Source organism: Verrucomicrobiota bacterium (assembly GCA_027622555.1).
Taxonomy (GTDB): domain Bacteria; phylum Verrucomicrobiota; class Verrucomicrobiia; order Opitutales; family UBA2995; genus UBA2995.
On sequence record JAQBYJ010000129.1, the window covers coordinates 1 to 13,945 of the forward strand.

General features: G+C 47.4%; 9 protein-coding genes. All 9 read right to left on the bottom strand.

The annotated features are described in order from the left end of the window. Nucleotides 1-113: 113 nt before the first annotated feature. The gene (locus O3C43_21700) at nt 114-3,539 is read right to left on the bottom strand and encodes a hypothetical protein (protein ID MDA1069109.1); all 3,426 of its coding nucleotides are present in this window, start codon (nt 3,537-3,539) and stop codon (nt 114-116) included. After that, nucleotides 3,506-4,807, bottom strand: a complete 1,302-nt coding sequence (locus O3C43_21705; GenBank protein MDA1069110.1) for a serine/threonine-protein kinase — start codon at nt 4,805-4,807, stop codon at nt 3,506-3,508. The genes O3C43_21700 and O3C43_21705 overlap by 34 nt, the downstream gene beginning before the upstream one ends. A gap of 26 nt (nt 4,808-4,833) precedes the next feature. Then, nucleotides 4,834-5,376: an ECF-type sigma factor gene (locus O3C43_21710; protein ID MDA1069111.1), complete on the bottom strand. Its 543-nt coding sequence runs from the start codon at nt 5,374-5,376 to the stop codon at nt 4,834-4,836. Nucleotides 5,377-5,497: 121 nt separating this feature from the next. Beyond that, nucleotides 5,498-5,953 carry a hypothetical protein gene (locus O3C43_21715; GenBank protein ID MDA1069112.1) on the bottom strand — a complete coding sequence of 152 codons (456 nt, stop codon included), beginning with the start codon at nt 5,951-5,953 and terminating at the stop codon, nt 5,498-5,500. Nucleotides 5,954-6,171: 218 nt separating this feature from the next. Next, nucleotides 6,172-6,555: a hypothetical protein gene (locus O3C43_21720; protein ID MDA1069113.1), complete on the bottom strand. Its 384-nt coding sequence runs from the start codon at nt 6,553-6,555 to the stop codon at nt 6,172-6,174. A 224-nt stretch (nt 6,556-6,779) separates the two neighbouring features. Further along, the gene (locus tag O3C43_21725; protein MDA1069114.1) at nt 6,780-7,778 is read right to left on the bottom strand and encodes an IS30 family transposase; all 999 of its coding nucleotides are present in this window, start codon (nt 7,776-7,778) and stop codon (nt 6,780-6,782) included. Between the two features lie 35 nt (nt 7,779-7,813). After that, complete coding sequence (locus tag O3C43_21730; GenBank protein MDA1069115.1) at nt 7,814-11,449, bottom strand: hypothetical protein; 3,636 nt, start codon at nt 11,447-11,449, stop codon at nt 7,814-7,816. Between the two features lie 192 nt (nt 11,450-11,641). Next, nucleotides 11,642-13,789 (bottom strand): hypothetical protein, encoded by a 2,148-nt coding sequence (locus tag O3C43_21735; protein ID MDA1069116.1) that lies wholly within the window; start codon nt 13,787-13,789, stop codon nt 11,642-11,644. Between the two features lie 25 nt (nt 13,790-13,814). After that, nucleotides 13,815-13,945 (bottom strand): IS630 family transposase (locus tag O3C43_21740; GenBank protein ID MDA1069117.1); only part of this gene is annotated, 131 nt, incomplete at its 5' end.

Here is a 13,945-nt window from a genome sequence, read left to right on the forward strand (position 1 = left end):
CTCTCACCTCATATGAGCATTTTTACTATTCGCTTCCAACTACGCCTTCCAGGCTTCGATGGACACGTAATGACGTTAAATTTCGGCAATAACTTTTAGTCTTAGACCCTTCACTAGTCTTTCAGCAAAACATCAAACCGAGGATTCCCCCGCAGTCGGTCAAAGATGAACCAGGGTTCGACGTAGCGATTCAAGAGGAAAGACGGATTCATCTGGTTGGCGGCCTCGAGTATTTCGATGGCTTTGTCGTTTTCTCCGAGAATGAGGTAACAAATGGCGATGTGGGCTTCACAACGCGCTTGGCGTCGAAATTTCCATAATGATCCGGCGGTCGATTCACGGACCTTCACCATAGCGGATTCCATCTTTTCACGATCTCCCTCCAAAGCATAGCAAATAGCCAGGTTTGATCGATACACGGGATCGGCAAGTGCATCGTTCTCGACCATGCCTTTCAAAAATCTCTTGGCTTTTTCGACCTCGAAGAGCCACTGTGCTTCGTTCCCTCGAACAAACCAAATGAGCGAGGATTGAATCTCCCAAGTCCCGCCCATAAGAAGAGGACCGGTGATTCCAAAATTAATTTTAAAATAGTCTCCGGGAACAATTTCAGCCAAGCTGGGCAAGGCTGCGTCATAGTCTTGATTGCATATCAATTTTGCGGATCTGACCCAGGGATTATCGTCGTAACCGGGACTTCGATAAAGAGCCGAACTGTAAGCTTCCCTATCGCCGGATTCCAGATAGTCGACAAATGCCTTATATCTGGACCAAAACCCGTCACTATCATAACGGACATCACCCATGTTTAGGTTCTTTTCAATTATTGCACGTGCACCATCCCATTGCTTTCGTGAAACATAAACATCCACCAACCACCCGTTGTTTGCTGAGATGGGTTCTGTTCGAATGGCGTCTTTGTAATAATGCTCTGCCATGGCCAAACGACCCAAGTTATGGCATCTCAATGCCAGTGCCTGTTTTGAATACCAGAAATTGGGATCTATCTCTAAGGCTTTTAGAAAGTATTCAATGGCCAATTCGGTATCACCCTGGACAATATCGATTACATTTCCTTGAGCATGAAACACGTGGGGCAAGTTGGAATTGATCCGTTTTGCCTGATCCAAAGCAGAATGAATCTCGGCGAGGAGCGAAGGGTCGTTGCGTTGCTTAACAAACCGCCATTGAACAGCCCTATACCAGGCCAGAAAGGCCCACGCTTCCGCGAAATTGGGATCAAGCTCAACCGCCTTCTCATAAAGGGAAATCCTGTCAGGAGCGCCTAAATTTGCTTTAACAAAATAATCATAAGCCTCCTGGTTTTTGGTTGGGATCCGCTCGATCAGGTCGATTTCGTCGGGGGAAATAGCAGTGTGAAGTTCGGACGCGACATCTTTGGCAATCGTAGCTTGAATTGTGAAAATGTCATCAAGGTCTCTTTTGTAATTTTCCGCCCAGAGCTGACCTCCACTCTGAGAATCAATCAACTTCAAGTTCACGAGAACCTGATTGCCAGCCCGCCTTACTGAACCTTCAACCAAATACCAAACGCCCAGTTCCTCGCCGATCTCCTTGGACGATTTAGTCGTCTCTCTATACCCTAACGTCGATGTGCGGCCAATGACCAACAGGTCTTTCACCTTAGACAGATTGGTAAGAATATCCTCCTGAACCCCATCGGCGAAGAACGCATTCTCCGGATCGGGACTTAGATTCTCCAGCGGAAGAACGGCAATGGATTTTTCAAGGATTGTGACCATTGGAATTTTTTCCGAATCCGGACCGAGAACCTTGCCCAGTAACAACGCATCAAAGCGCGGATTCCCCCGCAGCCGGTCGAAGATATTCCAAATGTTCAATATGCGGCTAAAGTTATAAGCGCTTTCCATGCGACTGGCGTTTTCCAGTGTTTCTATCGCCGTCTCGTTATCACCCAGAATGAGGTGGGCAGCCGCTATATCCATTTCGCACCCGAATTGATAGCGAGATATATTAAACTGTGAACCACTAGTCTCGCGCGTTTTCGCTATACACGGCTCCATTGCCTTGCGATTGCCTTCCAGCGCGTGGCAGAGCACAAGGTTGGAAAAATTGAAAGGGGATCCTCCAGGATTTTCTTCAATGCGAGCTTCTGTTTTCAATTTCGCCTTCGCCGCTTCGGCAATCCATCTACTCCGGTCGCCAACCCGAAACCAAATTAGAGCAGCTAACAGTTCCTTTGTCTGCGACGTATCCCACCACCAATTGCTATGGTGTCGAGGCCAATTGTTCGGATCGGCTTCTGCCAGATTCTCAATCGCTGCTTCAAGGTCGCCATCGTTTAAATGATAAAGCGCTTTGTAGTAGGGATTGTTCCAATACTGGGGAATCTCTTGAAAGGCGCCGGAAAACCATTCATTCCTGTCCCCTGATTTCAGGTACTCGTTCCAGGCAAGGCTAACCTGCCAATAAGTGTCCCCGCCAGTCCTGCCCAGATTCCTTTCGATTAAGGCGTGGGCCTTGTCGAGCATTCCGCGCTGCGTGTAGACTTTTTTCAAAGAAAGGTTCCAGAAAAAGGAAAGAGGATCCAAGCGGAGTGCTTCTTCGAATTGAAGCTGAGCTTCAGCCAAACGCCCGAGTTCCGAATATCTTGCTCCCAACGCTCTTCGAGAAAACGAGAAATTAGGGTCTATTGTCAAAGCCTCCAAGAGATAGTCGATGGAAGCGTCATAGTCACCGTGCTCGATAAAGGCAAAATTGGATTGAGCGTGTGGGACGTGAGGTATCCCTTGCCCAAGCCGAACCGCATTTTCCATGGCATGGTGGGCCTTTGCTAACAATTCTGGATTGTTGCGGTCATATCCCATAAACCAAAAGCTCACTCTCTGCCATGCCAGAAATGCCCACGCTTCGGCGAAGGCAGGGTCCAGGGCCACAGCGTTCTCCAATAGCGCAATGAGTTCGAAATTCCCACCCGCACTCAGGTTAAGGATCATTTGGCGAGCTTTGACGAAATCCTCGTAAGCCTCCAGATTTTCGGTTGGGCGCCGGTCGATCAGCTTAAGGGCTTCGGGTGATATGGCCGCTTCGAGTTGTTGTGCAATCTTCCTGGCGATTTCCGCCTGAATAGTAAAAATGTCCGTCAATTTGCGGTTGTAGTCATCAGCCCAGAGCTGACCTCCCGTTTGAGAATCAATTAATTTCACACTAACAAGAACCTGATTGCCCGCCCGCCTCACTGAACCTTCAACCAAGTACCAGACACCCAGTTCTTCTCCTATCTCTTTAGCTGTTTTATCAGTATTTTTGTAACCTAGGGTCGAGGTTCGCGCTATGACCAGGAGTTCATTCACCTTTGACAGGTTCGTCAGAATATCCTCCTGAACTCCATCCGCGAAGAATGCGTTTTCCGGATCGGGACTCAGGTTGATAAGTGGGAGAACCGCGATGGACTTCTCGCGTACAATCTTGGTAACAGGCGGAGAGGGTTGTAGTTCGGAAGAGTTTGATTTTATGAAAAAGATCAAGGCAAGGCAGGCGACAATGACCAGCGACACTTCCAACCAGATGGCGTAAGCTGGCCGTTTGCGTGTGATAAATTTTTTGATACGATAGCTGGTACTGGGGCTGCTGTGGAGACGGGTTTGTTCTCCAGAAAGGCTTGCAGGTCCTGTGCCAGCGCACGGGCCGATTCGTAGCGGCGACTGCGGTCCTTTTCCAGGCACTTCATGACGATGCGGTCGAGGTCGCCTTTCAACCGGGACTCCACTTTGGTGGGAGGGCATACACGTTTATCAGCGATTGTTACCTTCTCGTCTGGGGATAGGCGGGCGAGACGGAGTGATGGTGTGGGCGGATCTTCTTCCCGGATGATCGCCCTCAGGTTCTCCAGGCTTTGTTTGCTCAGGTGTTCCGGGTCAAAAAGTGTGCGGCCGCATAGAAGTTCATAGAGTAAAGCACCCAGGCTATAGATGTCAGTCCGGTGATCTACTTCGAGGCCGCTGAATTCTAGTTGCTCAGGACTACTGTAAATGGGAGTTCCCAGGAAAGTGTGAAACTGGGTATAGACCGTTTTATCGGTCAAATGAAACTGAGTGGTTTTGGCGATACCGAAATCAATGATCTTGGGGAGTGGCTTGTCGTCTACTTCCGCTACCAGAATATTGGAGGGTTTCAGATCGCGATGAATGATCCCTTTCTGGTGCGCATGTTGGGTGGCCTGGCATATCTGGATGAACAACTCCACTCGGTCCTCGATGCTCAATCGCTCTCTATCCGCATAATCCAGAACGGGCATTCCCCGGATCAGTTCCATCACAAAATAAGGCCGTCCGTAAGAGGTGGCTCCCGCATCAAGCACGTGTGCGATATTGGGATGATCCATCATGGCCAGCATTTGCCGTTCCGCTTCAAAGCGGGCCAGGAAGTCCTTGGTGTCCAGCCCGAGCTTTAGGATCTTCAAGGCTACCCGCCTTTCGATGTCTTCTGTTTGCTCAGCCATCCAGACGGAACCCCAGGAGCCTTCCCCTATCAATTCCAGTAAACGGTAGCGGTCGATTTGATCTCCCGGACCTTCACCAGCGGGAGCGATCCGCTGTAATTCGGCAGCGATTCCGGAGGAATCGGATTCCAGTAATTCCTGTGATGTTTCAGCTTCTAAAAAACCGTCCGCTTTTTGATTGGCTTTGAGCAGACGCAGCACGGTTTCTCTGAGCTCGCGATCATCCGGGCATGAAGATTCCAGGAACTGCTCCCAATCCTCGGGAGGAACGTCCAAACATTTCTGGAAGAGGGTCTCTTCCCGGTTGTCGAAATTATCAGTCACATAAAAAAGAAGGGTACGTTTCGAACCTACTCATTTGAAATTTCATTGTAGAGCCAGGAGCGTGCATAGGTCCACCAACGTTGAGCGGTGGTGGGAGAGACTCCCAGGGATTGCGCCGCTTCCTCCAGGGAAAGTCCAAAGAAGAAACGCTGTTTTACCAACTCGGCTTTGCGCTCATCTTTTAGTGCCAATTTTTCAAGGGCCTCGTTGATCCGAATGAGCTGGTCGTCTGCATCTGCACGGTCATGCAGGGCATCCAGATTCTCCAGTGCTACGCGGTTCAAGTCTCCACCGTGCCGCTTTCTTCTTCGCTTACGTGCCCGATCGATCAATATGCGGCGCATGGCCTCCGCCGCCGCCGCGAAGAAGTGGGAACGATCGCTCCATTGAGGTTGTTCATCTCCTCCCAATTTCAACCAGGCTTCGTGGACCAGGGCAGTGCTCTGTATGGTCGAATAGACATACTCTTTCGACATCTTGGCATGAGCCAGCTGCCTGAGTTCTTCGTAGACAAGCTCATAGAAGTCGCTGTCGGGAGTGGAGCCATCTTTTTGGGAGGAAGGAGACATTTCGAAAATGGTTGGGAATCAGGATATCCGGGTTGCTGCTAGGATCAATTGCAAATTATTCTAAATGGGGAAAACCGCCCTTCGTTGGAAGGGCGGTTCAATAGAGATAGAGTAAATAGAATTATTTCGACTTGGCTACCAAGGTAGGTTTTCCGAGAGCGAGACTGGCGGTATATCCTGAACTGTCGCCTTTTCTAACGACCTTGACCGGAAGTGACACTTTAACCGTCATGGCGCTTCCATTTTTGTCCCGTGCTGGTTCGAATTCCCATTTGCCTATTACCTGGCTCAAGGAGCCCGCTAGGGTCGGGTTATCAGAAAAGGGCCTGCTGGAACGAATGTGAATCGCGTGTCCCTTGTCCGTAATAGTGAAGAGCATCTTTACTTCTTCTCCAAACAGCCCGGACCGAAGTCGTGGTGTGACTACCTTGGTGGGAACCGGAAGGGTCATGTCTTCCACTTTGTAAGTGGGCAATTGATAATCCCTTGAAGTGGTTTCCTCCTTGGCAGCAATTGCGGTCAGAGAAACAAGATTTAATCCAATTAAGTATACGAGTGTTTTTGTGATTGTTTTCATGATGATTTAGATTGGTTCACCACACTCCTGCGCTGTTTGCTTCAACAACTTGTCATTTATTTTTGGAAAATGTAATTCGCTCCTACAGAGGGTGATTCGAAACATCACCTCGCATCTGCGACTGGTTTGTCATCATGAACCCTTAAAATTGCCAATCAGGACATTGGCGATCCCGGGAATAGTCCTGGCGGGTCAGTCGCCACACTCTTTGATATCCCTTACCGACTTTTGTACTCGGCGTATTCTGGAATTCTTTCTGCCAGGTAGTCTATCCAGTCACCGTCCTGTACCAACATCTCTACGACGCGAGGGTGTTTAAGAAGTCTTTGATTGAGCAGATAGTCGGTGGCGAGCTCCCATTTTCGCTTTAGCAAATTGTGATTGGCCTGTGGATCGAACAGCAACTCAACCGCAGTTTCAGTATCCATCCAGGACATGAGCTGTAGGAATAAGTAGCGGTTGTCATGAATCCCTGTTATATTGAAAACCATTTCATTAGTCTCTTGCTTAACGCTTTCCAATATCGACTTGGCCGACTCCGACCAGCCAACCAAAGACAAAAGTAGGGCAACATGACTGCGGTAATAACGATTTAAGGGCATAATCGGAATAAGGCGGTTGCTGTAGTTTCGCGGATTCAACTAACAAGTGCAAGAGGCTAGAAGCTTTGTATTATTGTATGTGTGGAAGATTAGTTCTTTGATGTGGTTTACAACAGCTGCCTTCGCTTCGTGGAGGCCGACCCCGAAGGGGTGCCGCGAAGCGGCAAGGCCGGAGCGAAGCGAAGGCAGCTGTGAAGTTTTAATGGAGGTTGTCTTGCCGATATTCATGCGGCAATCAATTTGTGGTAGAGTTCTATTGGTGAGGTAAAGCCGAGTGCTTTTCTTGGGCGACTATTGAGCTTCTCTTCGATGCGTTCGCATTGCTCCAAAGTAAGCCCTTTCAAACTTTGCCCCTTGGGCAGATACTGGCGGATCAGTCCATTGGTATTTTCACTCAGTCCCCGCTCCCACGACGAATAGGGATGCGCAAAATAAATCCGCGTGCCTAAAACCGCACTGACTGTCTCGTGTCCGGAAAACTCTTTGCCATTGTCCAGGGTTATACTGCGGAGCTTTCCGATGAACGGCCACAGCGCCACTATCATCGCCAACATCACTTCATCGGCACCCTTGCCTTCAAGCGGGTAAATCAAGCAATGTTTGGTCTTGCGCTCCACCAAGGTTAAGGCCGCTCCTTCGTGTTTCTTACCCACGATCAGGTCGCCCTCCCAGTCACCGTAGTAGCGCTTCGTATCCACGCTCGCCGGGCGTTGATCTATACTCACACGGTTCGGAATTCGACCGCGCCGATCTTTTCGGCCTAATCGGCGGCGACGTTTTTTACGAGCTTGTCTTAGGTGGACATAGAGATCTCCTCCATGGTCATAATCCGCGTAGATGTGCTGATAGATCCGTTCATGACTGACGGTCTCTTCGCCGTTTTTGCGCATTATCCCTGTGACTTGTTCAGGGCTCAGATCATCGCGTAAGTGACCTTCGATCTTCAATTGAAGCTCAACGGTGAACTTCTTGCGTTTGCGACTTTCGAAACGACGCTGATCCGCCTTCTCATCAGCCTGCTTGTGACGGTAGCCACGTCCGCCTACATTACGTGCAAGCTCACGGCTGATCGTCGATTCGCTGCGCCCAAGGCATTCAGCAATCTCGTTTTGTTTATATCCGCCTTTACACATATGCTCTATCGTGTAGCGTTCTTCTTGAGTTAGGTGTTTGTATGAATTCATCACTCTGAGAGCTTCTCGCTTAGGCGAGGGTGCTCGCAAGCACCTAACTCACCTATCGTTCGCTCTCTTGCACTTCAGAATTGAATCCGCCATGTGAATCTTATTGAGTTTTCGATTTTAATAATTGCCTCCTGTACGACTGTTGCCCCTTGACGAACTAACAGGCTACCGTCTTCTCCACCAAGGGATCTTTGTTCGCCAACGATTTTGATTTCGGGCGCCGTGTTAGGAGCTCCAATTTCGATTCTCCCATCCTTGATGTTGATATCCCCTGATCTCCATTCAGAGTCTGCTACAATTTTGATACTTCCATCGTTAATATTGATATCCCCTGATCTCCATTCAGAGTCCGCTACAATCATTAACTCACTTCCGGATACTTTTATGGGTGCATCAATAATCAATTTACCGACACCATCGCCACTAGAGATGGTCGTTGGTCCTGCAATATCGTATGTGAAAATGTCTTCCATACCTTTAAGGTGAATCTTACTTCCATTTCTAAGAGTAACGTTAACAAGATTCTTATCCGTATTGAGTAAGGCACCGCGCTCCATAATTAAGGTTCCCCCGTTGACTGAAACGTTTCCGTTGTTATTGAAGGGTACATCAACAATTGCGTTTCCTGCTCCACTCTTTAATAAGGTGCCATCGGGTTGGTTTTCGAACACTTGTCCTTCGCTGTTTGATGAGTACTCCAGTTTAGCATCTTCCCATAAAGTCCAGATTCCCGAGTTTCTTACTACCGCTTTGGTGTCCAATTGAACAACTGCCGATTGTTCGACAAGTCGTGAATTAAGAAAGTGTCCGTTGATGACACGCATTTCGTCAACCTCATCAGGAGCATCTTCAAAAAAGAAAGTTACAGCTCCTACACCATCCGGATTACTAACAATAATTCCGTCGATTACTCCACTTTGGAAGTGAACTTTTCCGAAGTTAATAAATCGCCCAACTTCGCTAACATTACCTGCAACCCCCGTTCCGAGGAGAACGGAGTTCTTCTTAAAGGTTAGTCCTTCGCCCAACAAATCGGTTGAATTTCTAAGCTCCGATCCATCAGGAATGTTCACCGCAGAACCGATCAAAGAAATGGCTCCTTCTCCAGTGAAATGAGCATGTGTGGCCACATCCACAGTTCCTTCAATATTAATATTGGTATCGAACATTGCTTTGATTTCGCTTGGGTTTTGTTCGCTGCCCCGCAAATATAAATCGCCTTTGAATGAAGCCATACCTTTATCAAGAAAGATTAAACCTGAACTGTCCACGGATCCTGAGAAACTCGAGTTCTCAAGCCCAAGCGTAAAGTAGTTCAGTACATCACCGGACACTGAGCTGTTTACCAAATTGATACCATTGCTATTCGTGAAATTAGATTTAACCGTACTATCGATCACTTCCATGTAACCCTGAATATCCAATTCACCTTCCCCATCGATCACAGTTTCATTGGTTATTTGAAAATTATCGACTTCCATATTTATTAAGGTTCCAGCATCCAAGTGAACCTCGGCGTGGGAGAATTTTAAGGTTCCTCTTCCGCTTACTTTAAAATCTGTGAGTACGCGAAGATCATTTGAAATTTCTAAGTTTGCCTCCTTGCTGATATCAATATCTCCAAACTCGAAATCAATATCGCCCGTCATTCTATGAGATCCTCCGGTAATCTTTATCTCACCGTTGTTTAGAAAATCGTTAAAATGAGTGTTGCCCTCAGTTAAAAGAACCATGCCGTTATTATGAAAGGCTCCGGTTAATGAACATTCAGATATATCGGTTTTGATAAACGTTCCGTCGTTTGTGAATAAAGGTGAATGAATGGATTGATTTTCTTCACCTGTCAGAGAGAATGATACTTTGTTCTCAACTGCTCCATTTATTGCACTATTGGATGAAGTGAAAAAGCCACGATTTATCAGATGGGTGTTCAGCTCACTTTGAATTAAATTTATGCCTCCTTCATTGTTAAAAATTCCATTCCCCATGATGACTGAATTCGTAAGATCAGAGCTCGCAGTGCCGGTTTCACCTATATAGGTATGAGTAAACGTAGCCCCGATTGATAAGCTGGAGTTTAGAATCAAGTTCTCCACACTGGAATTCTCTTCAAGAGTCAGGGGTTTGTTGACTTCGATTGATCCTGTGATATTTAGTGCTCTTAGGCTTATAGGGCCTTGTGTAATTGCCAGATTCACGTCCTGCGTATCCACTATAACATTCTCGTTGCCGGGAATACCGGGTGTGTAACCAGGAATATCCTTCCCGGTCCCCGTGTCCTTCCAGATGCGCTTGTGCCAATCGCCGCCGCAGGGGCCTTCGTTGAGCTGGATGGGGTCGGAGGCCATGAATGGGTCAGGGTAAAGCTGCTCCCCGGTTTCCGGTGCACTGGCCGGTTCCTCAGGACAGAGTTCCGAGACGGTATAGACAGGCGCAGCACTTCCATAAATATCGATTCGAAAGATTACCCGCGAAGTGGAGTCTTCAAAATTACCCTCTACGATCAATTGGTCGTTATTGAAATGAATATTTTCAACGAGATCTCCCACACTGAAAGATAGGGATGAAATGGTTCGATCATTTACTAAGTCCCCTGCTTCTAAGAAGGTGACCAGATCTCCACTGTCGGCTTTCAGCAGGTGTAAGGAGAGGGAACCCGTATTGACTACAACAAGGTCGCCTCGGCTAGTCAGCGCCAGGGGTGCAAACCAATCTGATAATTCTCGTTGATTTCGGTCGAGGATGAGAGAGGTCTTTTCCCCTTCCGCATCCGCATCATAGAAATAAATGCCAAACTCAGCTCCGTGGAAATAAAAATCACCGTTGGGATTTATGACAAAATTCTTTGTGTTAACCCTTGCTGCATTTACGAGCTCAGTTCCATTGATGAGCAAGGTGTCATCTTTGGTATACAGTAAATAGCCACCCTCGATGTAGGGAATCGCCCAATCAATCAAGCCGCTGTCTACGACTGATCCATTTTTGATCAAAATGTTGATGCGGATGTTATCCTCATTCCTTGTGGTCGTGTATAAGTTAATAAATGTGTCACCGGCAGCATTGATGGATACATCGGATTCGCCAGGATCGCTGACACTGTATTCCCCAAAAAAACCATCCATTTTGAGGATTTCTGTATCTCCAAGCATGACACGATCATCCCCGTCATCCCCAGACTTGAAATAAAGCGCCCGTCCATCCTCTGATACGTCAAGTATTTCAAAGCATCTCTCTCCCTGAGCGATGCTTTCACCGGTATCTACATTTACAGAAAAAACGTTTTCATCCCTGTCGAAATAACCCAGGTGCCGTTGCCCGCTTGACACTGCATCACCATTACTAATGTACGCCACGCCTCCTCCCGACCTCAAAGCTTCAAACACAGGTACAGGGGGTTCCCCGGCAAGAGATGTGTAAATAACGTTGGTACTTCCTTCACCTCCTCCTTGAGGTATCGGTCCGCCGGCAAACACAGCTTTTTCATCCGGAGTCAGAAAAATGAAATTAGTATCCGTAAAAGTGATGGTGTTTCCGTCGATGTCTTGAGTAACTCCTTTTTCAACTTCGATGGTAACGACCTGCGCTGAGGCCTGGCGGTGTTGAACGACCAGGCTGCAAATCAAGCTACACGAAGCTACGAACAATCTGGTCAGCGATAGCCGGTATTTAGGGCTGCCAGTTCTGTTTAAGAGGCTGGTTTGAGTCATCATCGGTCATAACAATTTTAATATTAATTACCGATGATCTGTTGTAACCGCGGTAACGAATTAATGATTATCGTGTGTATTGAGACTTGTTTGTCCAGATTCAAGAAGTGCAACGAAGCCTACGAAAAGACCAAGAAGGCGAGGGGACTGAGTTAGAGCTGAGAGCCTGGAGCGAAGAGCTGAGAGGATGTAAAGTTACAGCTCCTGTTGAGTAACGAGTACTCTCACAAACAGGCGCTCGTTGGCAGGCGGGTCTATTTCAGCTGCAACGGTCAATAGTTCGTGGGTACCTTCGTCGATCGTGTCTTCGACCGTGGATGACAAGTCCGACCACACGGTCATGTCGGGGGAAATCTGAATCACATAATCCACATCCGTCATGTCCTTGGCCCAGGGGAACTTTACTTTTACTCGACCGAATCCTTCTGTTGCTGCCGGCTCGAATTCCACAATCGTAGGATTCTTGTTGGTTACCCAGGGATTCAGATCCATGGCGTATTCCAGGAGGTTTGAGAATTGATCACCGTCTGGATCGGAGGTAGTCAGGCCTATGGTGTCGTCGGCAATATCGGTCTCGGAGAAGAGGGCATCTCGAAATTCGGTGAAGGTCGTGACTTCCAGGGTAGCAGGGGATATCTGGATGCCGGTTGACACAGGAGTGACGGTATAAGTGTTACGCCCGGATGAGGTTTCCACAATCACCCGGTCGAAGTCGCCCACAACGGAACTGGCCAAAAGGGGTTCAAAGGAAGAACTCTCAGTAATTTCTGTGGCCGGAATGACGTGAAGGGTTCCTCCCAGGGTTGCGGTTCCGTTGACAACCAATTGGTCATATTCGGTTCCCGGCTCCGTGCCAAAAAGTTCAATTTCCAATATACCTGTTTGGGTCTGCTCAAAATATCCGTTGATTATGAGTCTTCCCGGAGATTTCCCGGGTTTTGTACTTTCGGAGTTGATTCTATTTCCGTTTAAGATGCCTATGCCTATTAAATTTCCTCCATTTAAGGTCCCATGTTCCGTGTACGGTACCTTCCCATATTCCAGGGTTAAAACAGCTTCGTTGCACAATTCCACCGTGCCGTTTTCATCAGCGGAAATTGTGGCATACGGGCCGAGCTTAAACACATCCGTTGAGTTGTAGTGCATTCCCAACACGGTAAATGAGGTGTTATCTATCGTCAGGTGTCCTTTGAGTTGGAACGATTCAGATTTCTTGGGATCCGGTTGAGCCAAAAAATCCTCAATACTTGTTTGCCCCAGTCCGAAACCTATACTGGCTTCACCGTTAAAGTTGGGACTGCTACCACCCGCTCCTCCTCCAATAATCAATTTTGCTGACTTTCCAATGGACGTAATATCTTTAATTGATTGATCATGACTCAGATTAAGACTGCCTCCCTTGTTGACGATCCACTTCCCATTCGATAGCTCCAGGGTTGGCAGGTTTGCGATCGGCTTGAAGGCATTGAAAAAAAAATCGGAACCTCTTGTATTTATGTTCAGGGTGCCTATATCGGACACTTGAATCTCGCCGGCATTGAATATAGACGAAACGTTCAAAATCGACTCACCGGTTCCTTGGTGTAAAAATCCTGCGTCCTGCACGGACAGAAAATCCACATAGGGCGACATTGTCGGTACAGACACTGATGCTACGTTACCTAAAATTAGAATGTTTTCAGATCCGATTTTCCATTCAGTGTTATTCAAAAAAAATTCATTCAAGTAGGTCGTGGATTTACCTTCGGTCATCTGTTCGAATAAAACATTTTCCAAAGTAGTGTTTTCTATATTCAGGGTTATCCCAGAGTTGGATGAAATGCTTCGTACTTCGTTCTCCACCCCTTTTATCCCAACAATGTTCTTATCAGAACTGGAAATGCTTACGGTGCCCTTACCCCTGAATTTTCCATTACGAATGAGTAGCGGAGTCTCCTGACCTGGATTAAACTGGAGTTCGGTATCTTCCTCCAGGTATATGGTTCCGGAAATCAGTTCAACCGAATCCAATACGGACAATTTACCATCTAGAATCTCCAGGTTACCCGAATTTGTCAGGGACTTAACCTCGAGCGGAGTGCTTCCGTCTTTTGAAATCATCCCCTCATTGATAATGTTTAGATTTTCAAGGTTTAGAGGGTTCGGCCCTTCAGCATTTGCAATCGATAATTGGCCTAGATTTTTAAATTCGGATTGGATATAGCCGTTGAATAAGTAAAAAACGCCAGTGTTTTCAACTTTGCTGAGAAGTGATTCACCGGCAAAATCGAATATGCTTCGATTGGTAATGTCTCCCGACACGATTCCTCCATCAACCGAAAAGCCGGCGTATTTTATCCCCAATAGTGGGTCTAGTACCCTGTACCATCTATAAATTCGGATAAAGGCGAGTCAGTTTGATTCGGGCTTTTTCGTTGGTGAACTGCCAATTGATCGGCGCGGCGCGGTTATTGCGATCTTTTTCCCAAGCATCGATCTCGTCGCGCATATGGGTAATGT